General features: G+C 69.5%; 6 protein-coding genes. 1 reads left to right on the forward strand and 5 read right to left on the reverse strand.

Translation table 11 applies throughout. The features are described from left to right. Window positions 1-208: 208 nt before the first annotated feature. On the forward strand, window positions 209-1105 hold the full coding sequence (locus tag ACSQ89_RS14565; RefSeq protein WP_436290304.1) for a helix-turn-helix domain-containing protein: 897 nt from the start codon (window positions 209-211) through the stop codon (window positions 1103-1105). Window positions 1106-1126: 21 nt separating this feature from the next. On the opposite strand, the gene ACSQ89_RS14570 is transcribed toward ACSQ89_RS14565, so the two are convergent. Genes ACSQ89_RS14570 through ACSQ89_RS14590 form a run of 5 tightly spaced genes read right to left on the reverse strand, consistent with a single transcriptional unit; the run spans window position 1127 to window position 15784 of the window. Then, entirely contained in the window at window positions 1127-12088 is a 10962-nt protein-coding gene (locus ACSQ89_RS14570) for a LysM peptidoglycan-binding domain-containing protein (protein ID WP_436290303.1), read from the reverse strand. A gap of 41 nt (window positions 12089-12129) precedes the next feature. Then, the gene (locus tag ACSQ89_RS14575; RefSeq protein ID WP_093110043.1) at window positions 12130-13170 is read right to left on the reverse strand and encodes an EscU/YscU/HrcU family type III secretion system export apparatus switch protein; all 1041 of its coding nucleotides are present in this window, start codon (window positions 13168-13170) and stop codon (window positions 12130-12132) included. Between the two features lie 6 nt (window positions 13171-13176). Then, the gene (gene sctT / locus ACSQ89_RS14580) at window positions 13177-13959 is read right to left on the reverse strand and encodes a type III secretion system export apparatus subunit SctT (RefSeq protein ID WP_093108709.1); all 783 of its coding nucleotides are present in this window, start codon (window positions 13957-13959) and stop codon (window positions 13177-13179) included. A gap of 11 nt (window positions 13960-13970) precedes the next feature. Continuing rightward, window positions 13971-14456, reverse strand: coding sequence for a serine kinase (locus ACSQ89_RS14585; RefSeq protein ID WP_436290302.1), 486 nt, complete (start codon window positions 14454-14456; stop codon window positions 13971-13973). Beyond that, window positions 14453-15784: a FliI/YscN family ATPase gene (locus tag ACSQ89_RS14590; protein ID WP_436290546.1), complete on the reverse strand. Its 1332-nt coding sequence runs from the start codon at window positions 15782-15784 to the stop codon at window positions 14453-14455. Before ACSQ89_RS14590 ends, ACSQ89_RS14585 begins: the two co-directional genes overlap by 4 nt. Window positions 15785-15803: the final 19 nt, after the last annotated feature.

Genomic DNA, 15803 nt, shown 5'->3' on the forward strand with positions numbered 1-15803 from the left:
AAAAAGATCAGTTCGCACGAGCGTCGGCAACCGGCACGCGGACGTGGGGGTTTTTGGACATCGCGGCTTCACAGATTCGTCCGGCACTGGCATGCTTCGTGCACTTCGAATCGGTGTATCGACTGCATCGCAATCGACGCCTGTGAAGTTATCAAGGGGCGGCTTTTCCGCCTTGTAAATTCTTAAGGTGCAATGCACTCGGCCTTCGATGGAACTCGTTGACTCCTGCTACTGGCGCGACGCTGAGCTCGCGGGCCTGCAGTTCACCGCCAACCGCTTTCGCCAGGGCCAGATCCGGCCGCACCGGCACTTCGGCTTCGCGCTCTCCGTATCCGACACCGAGCTGCATCTGCGCACCAGCCGGGGCGTGACGGTCGTGCCACCGGGCACGCTGATGCGCATCGCGCCGCAGGTGTGGCACTCGGTCGAGGCACGCACAACGCCTTGGCGCGAAGATGCGATGTACTGCAGCTTCGCGGTGGCGCGCTGCGTCAATCCGCCGGACACATCGCGCGAGCCGCTGCCGGTCGAAGGCGATGCGGAGATCGCGCTCTTTCCGCAAGCTTCGGCCGCGCGCGACTTCATCGAGTGCCATGCACTGCTGCGCGAAGCGCAGCGCAGCGGAAGCGACGATGCCGCTGCGTCCGGCCGCCAGCTCGTGCGTGACCGGCTCGCGCAATGGATCCCGCTTCACCCACCGCTGGTCGACGGGCGCGCCGCAACACTCGCGCTCACCGATGCGGGCGACGATCGGGTGAATCGCCTCTACCGAACGATCGCCTCGGGCTTCCACCAGCGCATCACGCTGGAAGGCCTGGCGGGCGAAGTCGGCTGGCATCCGGTGCATCTGCAGCGCCGCTTCAGGAATGCGTTGGGCTTCACGCCGCACGAGCTGCTGGTGGGCCATCGCATCGAGTACGCGCGCGACCTGATCGCCGGCGGCGCGCGCGTTACCTACGCGGCGCACGCGGCCGGCTTCAGCGACCAGAGCCACCTGCACAAGACTTTCCTCAGCACCTACGCGGTGGTGCCCGGCGAGTACCGGCGGCTCTCGGCGTTCGATGCGCTGCAGCCGCTGGCCGCGCGCAACGGCATCGTCGAATAGCCGGCCGGGCCGTCGCGGCTCTCAGGCGACCTGGGTCTGCGAACTCGGCTCGACCTGGCGATCGGCCAGCTCGGCCGGGGCCGGCGAGCGCGGATTTCCCTCCAGGTTGAAAAGCTGCGCCAGCGCGGCGTGGGGTGGCGAGCCGACGCTGCGCGGTGTCGGCGCCTCGGGCGTCGTCGCAAGCAGCTCCGATACGGCCAAGGGCTGCGCGCCTGGCGAGAGCATGAACGACGCATCGAGCAGTTGCCTTGTCGAGCGAGGCGGCATGACCAGGGGGGGCGTCGGTGACGGCGTCGGCGACGGCGTGGGTGACGGCGTGGGTGACGGCGTCGGTGACGGCGTGGGTGACGGCGTGGGTGACGGCGTGGGTGACGGCGTCGGTGACGGCGTGGGTGACGGCGTCGGTGACGGCGTCGGTGACGGCGTGGGTGACGGCGTCGGTGACGGCGTGGGTGATGGCGTGGGTGACGGCGTGGGCGACGGCGTCGGCGACGGCGTGGGCGACGGCGTCGGCGACGGCGTGGGTGACGGCGTGGGCGACGGCGTGGGTGACGGCGTGGGCGACGGCGTGGGTGACGGCGTGGGTGACGGCGTGGGCGACGGCGTGGGCGACGGCGTGGGCGACGGCGTGGGTGACGGCGTGGGTGACGGCGTGGGCGACGGCGTGGGCGACGGCGTGGGTGACGGCGTGGGTGACGGCGTGGGTGTAGGACTCGGTGTTGGCGTTGGCGACGGTGCAGGCGTGGGAGCAGGCACCGGCGGTGGCGTCCCGGCCTTGCGCGCGGCGTCCTCCTTCTCGCGCAACAGCATCAACAACTCCTCGAACCCGACGATCAGCGGCACGCCGATCGCCAGCTTGACCATGGGAGGCAATCCTTTCCTGATCACCGCATCAGGCTTGGTCTTCGGCGCTACCACGGGCACTGGCGCGCCGGGCGCTGCATTCGTGGCCGGCGCCGCGGTGCTGCTCCCCGGACGCTTGGCATTGCCCAGCGGCGCGTTGAAAGTCGGCACGAGGTCGGAGTGATAGACGTCGGCGCCCTTTCCGTGCCTGCTCCTCAGCTCGCCCTGGTAGTCCTGCTGCAAGCCGCGGAAGGAGATGACCTCGCCAACCAGCTTGCCCGCAACCAGGGCCGCATGGAGATACTGCCCGTTCGAGACAGCCTGCACGCCCTCGATCACGGTCCCTGCCGTCATGTAGATCAGGCCGTTGGCATCGCCCCATGAGGACCATTGCGCGAGGCGCGCGAACTTGGTCGGCTTCAGCAGCGGGTTGCCGTTGATGTCCAGGCCGTTGTGCGTCGCCGCCTCGACGCTGCCCATCCCCTTGATCCAGCGCCAGACGACGTTCTGGTTCTCGGTGCTCCTGTAGGTCTTGACGGGCTTGCCTTTGTGGTCCACGGGAACGAAAGGCGCCGGTACCGGCGTGGCTGCCGCGCCCTGCGCCGGCGTCTGCTGCTGGGCCTGCTTCCGCAGCGCCTGGTTCTGCGTACTTTCCGGATCGTGCGTGATGGTCAGGTCGACGCCGTGGCGGTTCTTCTGGCCTTCCGCGAACTTCGCGGCCACCGAGGCGGCGAGGCCGGTGTTGTTGGCCCAGGCGAAATAGATGCTCCCGGGCATCCCGACCGCCTTCTCCGATGTCAGCCCATCGACCCAGGCGGTGGTGTCGTAGATCGGGTCCAGCACCAGGCGCGTCGCGCCCGAGTTGCTCCACGCGAAGCTCGCGATGCGCGCCGACAGAAGCGCGCGGCCCACGGGCGTGTTGGAGGTTGCGAGCTTGTCGCCGATGCCCTCCAGCACCTGGTGCGAGGCCGGCGGGTTCGTTCTCAGGTCGTCCATGGCGCGCGCATAGGCCGCGTGGGCAGCGTCGTCGGCGCGCGCGCGTGCCGCGGGATCGCTGGCGTGGGCCGTCCTGCTGGCCTCGAGCGCATCGCCGAGCTCCTTGTGGATTTGCGTCATCCTCGTTCTCAAGGTCTCTGCTTCCAGCTCGATCGTGTGGCGGTCGGCCTTGTGGATGCCTCGCCACGAACCGCGGTAGTGCGTGGCCATCCGCTGGACCCGGTCCAGACCGACCAGCTGAAGCGTCAGCATGGCCTGCGGGTCCGCAGGGTTCTGCGCGAGCGCATCGATGGCCTGCCTGTAGCGCCGGCGATCCTCGTGCGGCACGTTGCGCACGAACATGCTTCCGCGCAGCCGGCCGGCCTGCTGCTGCGCGCGCAGCACCAGCGCGGCAGTGTCCAGCAGCGTCGCGGCGTCGGCGACGCGCTGCACCTCGTCGGGCGTGGTCGGCTTGATGCGGATGTCCTGCATCGCCTGCTCGTACTGGGCCCTGAGCTGCGGCGGTATGCGGTTGAACCTGCCGCGCGCGCCGACCATCGGCAAGCCTGCGCGCCGGTAGGCCGCCGCCGTCAAGGTGTCCAGTGCGGCGGCATCGTTGGGATCCTTGCGCAAGGTCTCGATCGCGGCGCGATTGGCGGCCCGGTCGCTCCTGCCGATGCCGCCGCGGCGCGCGATGCCGCTGGCCAGCTGCGTGCGGAGCTGGGTCAGCGCGGCCTCCTGCCTGTCGGGATCCGCGATGTCCTTGATCAGGGCGAAGGTGTTGTCGTGATCGGGCGAGGCATGTTTCTGCATGCGCACCTTCAGCCCCTGCTTGAAGCCCGCGGCCAGCCCGCGGTAGAGGAAGGCATCGAAGGCGTAGCGCAGGAACATGTCGCGCGTGCCGGCGTAGGTCGCGACCGAGGCGCCCGCAGCGGTCGACCAGCCGAGGCTGGCGCCGCCGAAGCGCATCGCCGTGTAGGCGGCGCCGGCGGTTCCGATCATCGTGGCAGCGGAGAAGAGGCCGACCTTCCAGCGCTGCTTGAACGAGTAGGTCTTGGCGGTGTCGCTCATCTCGTTGCGCGGGTCGATGAACTGGTCGCCTTCCCTCGGGATGTGCCGGTTCGCCGTGTTGCGGTTGGCGATGCTCACCGGATTCACCGAGCCGTCCGCGTTCACGAAGACGATCCCGTCCGTCTGGCCGTTGGTGAAGCGCTGGTTGCGCACGCCCGCCGCCAGGTCGAGCTTGGAATCCACGAGTCGAACGACTTCCTGCGCCCGCCCCCTGTCGCTCGCCATCTGCTGCGCGGCGGCCTGTGCTTCCTTGAAGGTGCCGAAGACGTGTTTGGCGCCGAAGCTGTCGTCGGCGCCGCCCTTCAGGACCTCGTTCGCGTCATCCGGAATGGCGTAGCGCTTCGCGACGTAGTCGGGCGCGCCGAAGGCGGACGGTGCCCTGCCCCGCAGGTAGTTCGCGAGCCTGGACCGCAGCGTCTCGCTGCGCGCCTGGTGTCCGTCGGGCGAGTTGGCGCCGACCAGGTAGGCCGTCTGGTCGGCGTCGGCTTGCGTCGCCTGTTGCCGCGGGTCGAAGTTCGCCACGTTGTCCGGGCCTGCGTAATGCGGCCGCGGCGCGGTGAAGCTTTGGCTGCCTTCGATGACGAGGTCGAAATCGACCGAGCCTGTCGAGGTGGCGGTCACCTGCCAGCCCTGGAACGCGGGTGCCGGGCCGGTCGATGGTGGCTGAGGCGCGGGCGGCGTGGTCGCGGCCGCCTGCGGTGGCGGCGTGGTCGCGGCCGGCTGCGGCGGCGTGGTCGCGGCCGGCTGTGGTGGCATGGTCGCGGCCGGCTGCGGTGGCGTGGCCGCGGCCGGCTGCGGTGGCGTGGCCGCGGCCGGCTGCGGTGGCGTGGCCGCGGCTTGTTGCAGCGGCGTGGTCGTTGTCTGTGCGCCGTGAACGGCTGGCGCATTGGCGCTTTGCCATTGGAAATAGATGTTCGGAATGCCGACGCCGAGGACTTCGCCTCCCGCCGACACGAAGGTCGCGCCACGGCGGTCGGCAGGCTCCACGTGGCCGACCTTCGCGAGCCGGTTCCTGCCTGCCGGCGCCAGCACCTGGTGGACATACGCGCCGCCGAGCCGCGCCGCCGCGGCCTGCGCGTCGGTGTAGTTGTCGAAGATGTCGGATCGCTTGGCACGCACCTGCGCGCCGTCGTAGCCCGATACACGGGACACGACGAACACGCTGTTCTGCATGGCCGAGGACAAGGACTGCCGCCATGCCTGCTCGTGCGGCGCCAGCTGCACGGCCGGCCCGCCCTGGGCTGCGGCCTCCTGGTCGGCCATCAGGCGCGGCGCCTCTGCGGCGACGTCGGCCCAGTCGGGTCCGGCCACCTGCGGCGGCCGCATCGCGCCGTTCGATTCGAAACGGGTCTTCCGGCGCCCGGCCACCAGATCCTGCGGCCAGCTCTCGGGCAGCGGCTCGTCGGCGAGCGCGCGCGCGCGTGCAATGTCGTCCTGCGAGCGAACGGTGTGGTCCACCCGGGGGTGCGCACCGTTCTGCGTCTCGATGACGTGGACGACCGGCGCGTCGAAGCGCGACGCATTGCGCCCCGACAGCCCGTCGATCAGCACCACCTCGCCGTCGCGGACCACGTAGTTGATCATGTGCGAGGTGTCGCCGGCGTCGCCGCCCAGCACCACGAAGCCGCGCGAGCCCTCCGGCAGGCGCGACAGATGGTCCATGGTCGCCGCGCTGTCGTCGAAGCGCCTGATCGGCGGATCGCCGTAGAGGCCGCGCACATCCGCCAGCGTTTTCGCATCCGAAGGCACGGCAGACATGCGCGTGCCCGGTGCGCTCAGCATGCGGTCGATCGTGACCGAGATGTTCACGCAAGCCGTCATCGAATCCGTCGTGTTGACTCGGCCATGGATGCCGTCGAGTCCATGCGCCTCGCCGAGCTCGACGCGCCAGCTTGGGCTGGAGGACGCGCTGTGCGCATTGACGGCGCGCGCGAGGAAGCGGTAGTCCTGTTCCCGCACGTGCCGCGTGCCCTCTTCCCGCGGATAGATCGCGCGGGGGTCGTTCACCATGACCTTGCCTTCCGGGGTCAGCAGGAACTGCAGGTCGCTGACCTGCATGCCGCTGTCGTCGAGCACCTGCATGATCTCCGCGAGATCAGGGCCGGTGCGCGTGCTGACCTGCAGGCGGTAGGAGCTGTCGCGGGTGCTGCCGGGCTCGCGCCGCGCGACCAGCGCCGGGCGGCCGTCAGGAAGCACGATCGGGCCGTGCATCTTCACCACGTGCGCATCGCCGAAACCGGGCCTGTGGCTTTCGAACATCGCATGCAGCTGCTCGTGCAGCGCCACACGTTCGCGCAGCGCGCCGGGCTCGCCCCTGGCGACCAGGACGCACCATTCCTTGCCCAGCGCATGGACGTCGACGCCGGAGCCCGATCGGAACGGCTGGCTATCCATGGCCTGGTCGAGCGCGACCGGCTCTGCCGACTTGCCGTCCCAGAACATCGTGGTGCCGTCGTCGGGGCTGCGGTAGATGCCCGCGCCCTCTGGCGACAGCCTCAGCACGGCTTCGGCATCGGCGAGCACTGCAGGGGCCATGTGCCGAGCGTGCGTGCTGACGAGTTCGGGATCGGCCAGGATCTCGCCATCTGGCTGCCGGATAGCGCGCACGTCGATGGACTTCGCGCGCGTGCGGCTCGGCGCGTTGCCGGGCTCGAACGCGGGGCCGGTCTCGATGCGGCTGCCGCGGAAGGTGTTGAAGACGTGCACCATCTCCGCGTTGGTCAGCACCGGGCGCCCCAGGTGCTGCCCGACGAGGCCGAGGTATTCCGGCGACAGATTGCAGCCCAGGATCAGCACGGCCGATCCGTCCTCGGGCAGGCCGCCCGCGGCCTCGATGCGCTGCGCCGCCTCGCTCGGCGCGAGAGGCGTGTGACCGTCGGCATCGAGCAGCCAGTTCTGCGAACTCTCCTGGCCCGTGCCGGGGTCGCGAACGCGCACGCCGACGCTGGCGCCTGCCACCACCGGAACATCCTGCACGCCCTTAAGCCGCTCCATGGCCAGCCGCAGCCGGCTGAACTCGGGCGTGGTCGGAATCAGATTGACGTCGACGCCGCGCGACCTGCGCCAGAAGCCCCGGCCGCGGTTCGCCGCGAGCGCGCTCAGCTCATCGCGGCTGGCGCCCGCCGTGTCGGCGCCGTCGGCGCCGTCTGCGCCGTCTGCGCCGTCCGCGCCGTCTGCGCCGTCCGCGTCATCGGCGTCGCTGCGTCCGTCGGCGCCATCTGCCGAATCGGCGCCCTCGGCGCCGTCCGATGCATCCGGCTTGCCCGGCGCCTCTGCAGATGCCAGAACCCTGTCGGCCGAAGCGGCGGCGGTGGCGACGAGCACCGTCGCCGTGGGTGTCACGCTCGCAGGCGCGGAGATGTCCGGATCGGGTGGTGCCACGGGCTGAGCGGGTGCCTCCGGGGTCGACGTGGCCACAGGCGTGTCCGCCACGTCCGCCACGTCCGCTGCATCCTCCGTGCGGGCCGGGTTCGTCGCGTCGGCCGTGTCATCCGTGCGGAAGCTCGCCGGCACCACCGTGTCGTCCGCCGCATCGTTCAAGACGTCGTCGCGCAACGGGCGCCGCGCGCCGCTTCCCTCGCCGTCGTCCGCGCCGAGGTGGCCGACATAGCCACGCGCCGACGCCATCCGCTGCGGATGGAAGGCGATGCTGGTGATGGTGCCGGGTAGCGTGCCCATGCCGGCCGCCACCAGTTCGCCGGTGTTCATGTGGCGGCCTTCGAGCATCAGCGCGGAAATCTCGGCAATGCCGAGGTTCATGGCGCCGTCGTTCATGGCCTGCAGCGCAACGCCCGTCACCGGCCGCAGCACATCCATTCGGATCGCGCCCGAGACGCTGCCGCCGAGCGGCGCGAACAGCACGTTGATGCCGGCGTTGGCGAGCGACTTGCGAAGCCGCTCCAGGCCTTCGGGCGTACCGAGCTTGCCTTCGATCGCGAGCTGGAGCGTGTCGACGCCGACGCGCCCGGCACCGTCCACGCCCTGCCCCACGACCTGGCTGCCGGCGCCGATCGCGGCGCGCTGGCCCAGGTTCAAGGTGCCGCCGCGCGCGACGACGCGGCCCGTCATGGCCGCACTCATCTTGACGCCCGCGATCACGCCGCCGCCGGTGACCAGGTTCGTGGCGCCGTCGATCACCTTGTCCTTCAGAGCCATGCGGACTTCCTTGCCGGTCACGTCGTCTGTGAAGACGGCGCCGGCACCCAGCCCGAGGAGCGAGACGTGGCCATCGTTCGACAGCGCCTGTCCGTTCGCCATGGCGCCGACGTCGTTGACCAGGTCGTAAGCCTCGTTGACCAGCATGCCCGCGGCGGCGCCGGCGAAGATGCTGCCCGTCGCCAGCGTGACGCCCAGCGCCGCACCCGCGGCGAGCACCGTGCGCACTGCCGTGTCGATGGTGCCCCAGGTCTCGTCGGTATCCCGCAGCTGCTGGGCCCAGTCGGCCGAATCGATGTTGTAGGCGCCCATCAGCGCGTCGCGCTTGCCCACGTACTCCTGCAGCGTGATGCGGCCGGCGTTCAGGTCGTCGTCGAGCTGCTCCGCCGCCGCGATCTGGTCCTCGGTGTAGGCCTGCGCATCGTCGGCGGTATCGCCGAACATCGCCGACCACCCGTCGCGCACGAAGCTGTGGTTGTCGATCCCCTTGTTGATGCGATCGCGATCGGTCTGCATGCGCGCCCGGTCCTCGGTGCTGATCCGTCTCTCTTCGGACTCGGCTTGCTGCTGCGCCTCGATGGCCGGGCGCAGCAGCTGTCCCGCCGGTGTCGCGAGAATGTCTTCGCGCTGCTCCATCCGGTGCTCGGCGGCCCGCACCGAACTGGTCGGCGAGGGCTTGCCCAGCGCCTCGTACTGAGCCCAGAGCTCGGGATGCTTCGCGCCCCACTGCTCGATGTAGGCCGCCGACGCGTCGATCGACCGACGGCGGCGGGCATTGCTCAGCGTGGTGATCCGGTTGTTGAGTTCCTGCTGCTCGCGCCAGTTGTCTTCCTGGTAGGTTTTCAGCGCCTCCTGCCGCCGTTCCTCGGTGTCGCGCTGCCCGATGGGCAGGGTCAGCAGGTAGCGCTGGAAGTTCGCGTCGTCCTGGCCCAGCAGGCCGCCGATGGTGAGCTGCGTCACGTCGTCCTCGGCCGCATCGAGCTCGTCCTGGCGCGGAAACGCGTCGGCGTAGGCGTCCGGGTTCTCGCGCACCCAGGCGTCCTTCTCCTCCTGCAGCGCGTCGATGTCGTGCTGCCGGACCGCGATGTCCGCATCGCCCTTGGCGCCCGCCGCCTCGTCGTAGGCGATCTGCGCATTCGCCTCGTCCTCGAGCGCCTGGTTGCGCCGCAGCCAGGCCAGCCGCTCCGGCCGCGAATCGGAGTCGTCCACCGCGTCCCACAGTTCCTGCGCCTGGGCGAACTCCTTGCGCGCGGCCTCGTCTGCTTCCTCCGCGGTGCGGTAGCCGCGGTTCCAGCCGCCCATCGGCACGGCGCCTTGTTCCTTCCACTCCTTGATCTGCTCTTCGTCGAGGCCGGGCCAGAGCCAGCTCGTCTCCTTCCAGTGCTGGTACTGGGCCTCCAGCTCGGCATCGGCCTCTTCCCGGGCTGCGGTGGCGTCCTGCAGGTCGCGGTCGGCCTCTAGGAAGTCCACGTTCGTGTCGGCCGACACGCTCATGTCGCTGAGCTGGTCGATCAGGCCGAGCGCTTCGTTCAAGAGCTCGGTCGACTTGGTGTGCGCCTCGGTGCCGGGGCGCGTGTTCGTCTGGATCTCGTAGAACTCGCGCGCCAGCGTGATCACCGTGGCCTTGTCCGAGGCCGTGGCCACCTCGTCCGCCTTGCCCTGCTGGATATCCACCACCGCCTGGGCGTCTTCCAGCTGGCTGCTGAGCACCCGGCGTTGTTCGTACAGCTCGGAGGCGTCCTCGCCCATCTTCTGCCAGAGGCGGATCTCCTGGTCCAGATCGCTGATCTCGCTCGCGATGCCATTCACCGTCTGCTGCCGGTCGTCGACCAGGCTTTGCGCATAGCCGACGCCGCCGGCCATCTCGACGGTGGAGAACGTTCCGGTCTCGGGGTCGTACTGGCGCACCTCGAAGACCGTGTCGCCCGCGATCGTCTCGCGCTGCATGCTGTCGTGCTGGTAGTCGTAGCGCTCGATCACCACTTCTCCGCTGTACGGATCGAAGAGCGTCGTAATCTGCACGTCGCCGTTGTCCGAAGTCGCTTCCTGAACGTCCACCGTGCCCGGCTCCATGAGCGCCAGCACCTGCGATTGGCTCATCTGCAGGTTCGCCGCGACCTGCGCGACGGTGAGGCCATCCTCGAAGATGCTCTTGCGGATGTCCTCGACCTGGGTCTCCTGCTCGCTCTTTTCGCCGGCGAGGGTGACCCTCTCGCCTTCTGGCGAGACGTAGACCACCTGCTGCTTGCCGTCGCCCGTCGTGCTGGTCTCGAGGATGGAACCGTCTTCATTGAAGACCCGGACGGTCGTCGGCGAGGTCGCGACCACCAGCTTGTCGCCCGGATGGATCAGGTTCGGATTCTCGAGGTTCGGGTTGAGCGCCAGGAACTCGGCCTCGGTCATGCCCTGCGCCCGGGCAAGTTCGCCGACCGTGTCGCCGGGCTTCACGTCGTAGGTCACCGGCCCAGCGCCCATCTCGGTCGTGGTTTCGACGCGCCGCCCCTGTTCGTCGAAGTCGATGCGGGTCTCGGTGCCCTCCTCGTAGTCGGTGATGACCGACACGTCCTCGCCGGTCTGCGGGTCGGCCACCGTGTGATGGATGCGGCCGTCGCTGTCCTGCATGGCATCGATGGTCCGGGTGCCGCCGGGCGCGGCCGGGTCGTCGTAGCTTCCGCGCACGGTGAGCGAATCGTGCTGGTAGTCGCGGTAGTAGCTCAGCTCCACATCGCCCTGCTTCAGGGTGGTGGTCTGTACGTCGCCGTTGCCGGAGTTCGCCGCGGTGGTCGTGATCTCGACGCCGGCCTCGCGGGCCTCGGAGATGATCTGGTCGGTACTGACATTGCGCTGCCTCGCGATCTCTTCCACGCTCTTCCCCTGCGCGATGGCCGCGACTGTGTCCGACACCTGTTCCGTGCCGGGCGGCGCATAGAGGCCCTCCACGGGATTCTCGGAGCCGGTTTGCGCACCCGGCAGCGGGAACGGCGACACCTGCAGCAGCGGCTGGAGCGGGTATTGCGGCGCGGGCTCGTCGTCGCCGTAGGAGGCCTGGGCGAGCAGGTTGTTGTTGCCATAGCTCAGCAGTGTCGGGCTGGTGACGCCGTCGGTGCCGGAGCTGGTCGTGAAGGTCGCGGCAGTCGTCGTCGTGAACAGGAGCGGCTGCTGCGCCGTGGTCTGCTGACCCGTCTGCTGCGTGTCGTCGTACTCGCCGCGCGCGGCGTCCGCCTCGGTGCGCAGGCGCGTGGCCTCGTTCCTGGCTGCATTGATCTCGTCCCAGTCCGTCTTGCCGTAGGCCTGGGCCGGCAGCCCGGGCGGCGGTTCCAGCGATGCGGCGTGGTTCTCGGCCTGCTGGGCCTCCTGCTCCGTCCGGGCGTAGGTGTCCGCGGCCGTGGACGTGGTCTGGGCCCGGCCATAGGCAGCCTCGGCGCTCCTCAGTTCCTGGTCGGTCTGCGCCGATGTGCGACCGTCGGGGCTTTGCTGTTGCTCCCCCTTCTGCGCGACCCGCGCCTCGGCGAGCTCGACGCCCCGGTCCTCGAGTGCGAGCTTCGCCGTTTCCTTCTTCGCATTGGCCTCAGCGAGGTCGTAGCCCTGCTGCATCGAATGGGCGGCCGTGTTGTTGGCCTCCGACGGTTTGTTGCGCGCCTGCTCCTGCGCATCCTCGAGCTGCTGCCGCGCCTGCGTCAGCCTAGCCTGCGCTTCGGCCTCGCGCCGGCGCGCCACGCGGGCCGCCTCCTGGGCGCGCCGCAGCGCCTCCAGCAGGGCTTCGAGCTCCCGCTGCAGCTGCGCTGCGCGCGCCGCCGCGGCATCGGCCGCCGAACTGCTGCCCGTGTTATTGCTGTTCGCGGGCTGCTGCGTCTGCTGTTGCTGCGCGGTCTGGTTCGCGGCCGCCTGCTGCGCCGTGCGGGATACGGCGCCGCCGTCCAGAAGCATCATGAGGGCCATCGTTCGCTTTCCTTATCAGGTCGATTCTGTTTTCGCTGGCGTCATGCGCCCGCGTCCCCGCCCTGCGCCCAGCGCAGCAACTTCGCCACCGGTGCATAGAGCGAGCGCGGGATCGGCTGGTCTACCGGCACTTCGTCATAGAGGCGATCGGCCAGCGAGGGCTCGAACTCCGTCGGCACCAGGCCCTCGCCGGCGAAGCGGCGGATCTGCGCCGCGACCTCGCCTTCGCCGCGTGCGATGACGCGCGGGAGGTCGTGTTCGCCGAGGTACTGCAGCGCGATTGCCGTGCGGGCCGAATGGATGACCGCCGAGGCGCCGCGCACGCGGTCGGCGAGGCTCGCGTACACGGCCTCGAAGTGCGCCGTGCGCCGCCGCGACTGGTTGATCGGGTCGCCTTCGACCTCCTTGTATTCCTGCCGCAGGTCGTCGATCGACATGCGCTGCTGCTTCATGAATTCGTAGTGCTCGTGCGCATAGTCGACCAGTGCCATCAGCGCATAGATCACCATCGCCCAGACGAAAGCGATCAGCACCATGTGCGCCGACACGCTCATGATGGCCGGCGGGCGGATGTAGCCGAGGTTGAGCGCGGTGTCGAGGAAGCTGCGCACCACCACGTACATCAGCGCGGCCAGCAGCATCGTCTTGACGACCATCTTGACGAGGTTGACGAGGTTGCGCGTGGAGAAGATGCGCTTCGCGCCCTCAGCCGGATTCATGCGGTTGGCGTCGGGCTTGATGCGCTCCCAGGCCGCCACGCCGCCGACCTGGAACAGCGAGCCGACGATGCCGGCGAAGGCGGCGATGGCTGTGATTGGCAGCGTGCCCCACAAAAGCGCCTCGCCGGTGTGCAGCAGCAGCTCGCCGAAGCGCTGGTCGGGATTGGCGAGCAGCGTGGCGCTGGTCGCGTGCAGCCACAGTTCGCGCAGCAGGCTGTAGAGTGCCTCGCCGCCCATCCACATCGCGACGATCACCACCGCGAACACCAGCGTCGACGCGACGTCGGCGCTGAACACGACCTCGCCGCGCTTGCGCGCGTCGCGCAGGCGCTTCGGGGTCGGGTCCTGGTTCTTTTCTGCCATGGCCTGCTAGAGCGTGGCGCGCAGAAAATCGAGCACGCTGTTCTCCGGTCGCAGGAATTCCTGCAGCGACTCGTACACGAAAAAGACGAAGAGCAGCATCATGAAATGGGCCAGGATGCTCTTGAGCGGCTGCGAGATGACGAACACGTTGAGCTGCGGCGCCACCCGCCCCACGAGGCCCATGCCCAGCTCGACCAGCAGCAGCACGAAGATCACCGGCGACGCCAGCTTCACGATCCACAGGAAGAGCGTGTCGCCCTGGCGGATCGCGAACTGTTCCAGCACCGCGCCCACACTCGGGAAGAAGGACCCGACCGGCCACAGCCGGTAGGAATCGACGATCACGCCCAGCATCGCGAGCAGCCCGCCGGCCGAGACGAAGAGCGTGATCACCATCCAGCTGAGGAACTCGCCCGTGGGGCCGTTCTCATGGCCCGCCACCGGGTCGAAAAAAGAGGCGTTGGCCGAGCCGGTCTGGAAGTCGATCAGGTCGCCCACGCTCTGGATCGCCCAGATGAAGATGCCAAAGCCCAGCCCGAGCATCAGCCCGATGAGCGCTTCCTTGCCGGTGATGAGGATCCACATGCCGATCGACGCCGACGGCATCTCGCCGGCCGCGGGCGACATGAAGATCGCCAGCATCAGCAGCAGGCCATTACGCACGATGCCGGTGAGCATGCCGCCCGAGAGAAAGGGCACGACCGCAAAGATCGCGAACAGCCGCGGCAGCGTGAGAACCACGGACGAGAAGAAGCTCTCGATGGCGGCGAGTTCGAGGCTGCTTTCCATGCCGTTCTTCCCTAGATCGCGCGGCGCGCAAGCCAGGCCTGCGTGGTGGCCTCCTCGGACGCGTCTTCCTGCCGAAGTTCCTGCATGCGTGCGTGCTCGGCGCGCTCGCGCTGCTGCATGCGCTGCGCCTTCTCGACCTCGCCGCTCGCGGCGCGCAGCGCCTGGCGGCTTCGGGCGAGCAGCTCTTCGCGCTGCGCATGCGCCGCGCCCGCCTGCACCGCCGCGAAGCCGGCCTTGTCGATCTGCGCGTCCAGGGCACCGCTCCACGCACCCGCCACGCGCAGCTGCGCCACGTTGCACTGGCCGCTCGCGAACGCACCCTGCAACTCCTGCCAATGGCTGGCCTTGCTCTCCAGCTCCTGCCGATGCCGCTCCTCGGCCTGCTGCAGTTCGGCGAGGCTGCGCGCCGCGGCCTCGCGGTCGCGCGCGACCACGCCCATCGCGGCGGTCTTCTGGCGCTCGCGCACGCCGATCAGCATCTTCCAGTCGATGCTCATCGGCGGCCTCCGGCGCCGAAGCGCGCGAGTGCAGCCACGGTGTGCTCGAAGGCGACCTGGCTCTCGGGCGACTGCGACAGGAAGTCGATCATCGCGGGACGCGCCTGGATCGCCTGGTCGGCCAGCGCGTCCGCACCCTGCTTGTACTCGCCGATCTGGATCAGGAGCTCCATTTCCTGGTACTTCGCGAGCAGGCCGCGCACGTGCGCGGCCGCATCGCGGTGCGCGCGCGAGGCGACCAGCGGCATCACGCGGCTGATGCTGGCCAGCACGTCGATGGCCGGGTAGCGGTTGGCGGCCGCGAGCTTGCGCGACAGCACGATGTGGCCGTCGAGGATGGAGCGCACCTCCTCGGCGATCGGATCGTTCTCCTCGTCGCCTTCGGTCAGCACCGAGTACACCGCCGTGATCGAGCCGGTCCTGCCCTGCCCTGCGCGCTCCAGCAGCTGCGGCAGCATCGAGAAGATCGACGGCGGGTAGCTGCGCCGCGTGGGCGGCTCGCCGCTCGCGAGGCCGATCTCGCGCTGCGCGCGCGCGAAGCGCGTGAGCGAATCCACGAGCAGCAGCACCTTCTGTCCCTGGTCGCGGAAGTGCTCGGCGATGGTGGTGGCGACGTAGGCCGACTTGATGCGCTCCATGGGGGGCCGGTCGGAGGTGGAGACAACCATCACCGTCTTCGCGAGGCCTTCGGGCCCGAGGTTGTGCTCGATGAATTCCTTCACTTCGCGGCCGCGCTCCCCGATCAGCGCGATCACGTTGACCTCGGCCGTCGAGCCACGCGCGAGCATGCCCAGGAGCGTGCTCTTGCCCACGCCCGGCGGCGAGAAGACGCCGACGCGCTGGCCTTCGCCGAGCGTGAGCAGGCCGTCGACGGCGCGGATGCCGGTGGCCAGCGGCGCCGCGATCATGCGGCGCGCCAGCGGACTCACCGGCTCGCGATGCACCGGCTGCTGCGCCACGGCGCCGAGCGGGCCGTGCTCGTCGATCGGCTGGCCCAGCGCATCGAGCACGCGCCCGAGCAGCGGCGCCCCGACCGGGCAGGCATGGCCGCGGCCGGTCGGCAGCACCTCGGTCAGCGCCGAGATGCCGGTGATGGGCCCCAGCGGCGTGAGGATGGCCGTGTTGTTGCGGAATCCAACGACTTCGGCAAGCAGCGGCGGCTCGCCGGGCGTGACCAGCTCGCACAGCTCGCCTACATGGGCCTGGATGCCGGTGGCGTCGATCAGCATGCCCACGGCCTTGCTCACGCGCCCGCGCATGGCCACCGGCGTGACGCGGCCGAAGGCCTGCTCCAGATCGGCCACGATGCCGAGGGCGGCATCGGACATCGCGTTGCCGGCGAAGTCG

Origin of the sequence: Variovorax sp. LjRoot175 (assembly GCF_964253805.1) — a bacterium.
Taxonomy (GTDB): domain Bacteria; phylum Pseudomonadota; class Gammaproteobacteria; order Burkholderiales; family Burkholderiaceae_C; genus Variovorax.

Coding starts and splice junctions, on each gene's coding strand:
- ACSQ89_RS14575 (WP_093110043.1), bottom strand. CDS start 13,170: ATGGCAGAAAAGAACCAGGACCCGACCCCGAAGCGCCTGCGCGACGCG.
- ACSQ89_RS14585 (WP_436290302.1), bottom strand. CDS start 14,456: ATGAGCATCGACTGGAAGATGCTGATCGGCGTGCGCGAGCGCCAGAAG.
- ACSQ89_RS14590 (WP_436290546.1), bottom strand. CDS start 15,784: ATGTCCGATGCCGCCCTCGGCATCGTGGCCGATCTGGAGCAGGCCTTC.
- ACSQ89_RS14565 (WP_436290304.1), top strand. CDS start 209: ATGGAACTCGTTGACTCCTGCTACTGGCGCGACGCTGAGCTCGCGGGC.
- sctT (WP_093108709.1), bottom strand. CDS start 13,959: ATGGAAAGCAGCCTCGAACTCGCCGCCATCGAGAGCTTCTTCTCGTCC.
- ACSQ89_RS14570 (WP_436290303.1), bottom strand. CDS start 12,088: ATGGCCCTCATGATGCTTCTGGACGGCGGCGCCGTATCCCGCACGGCG.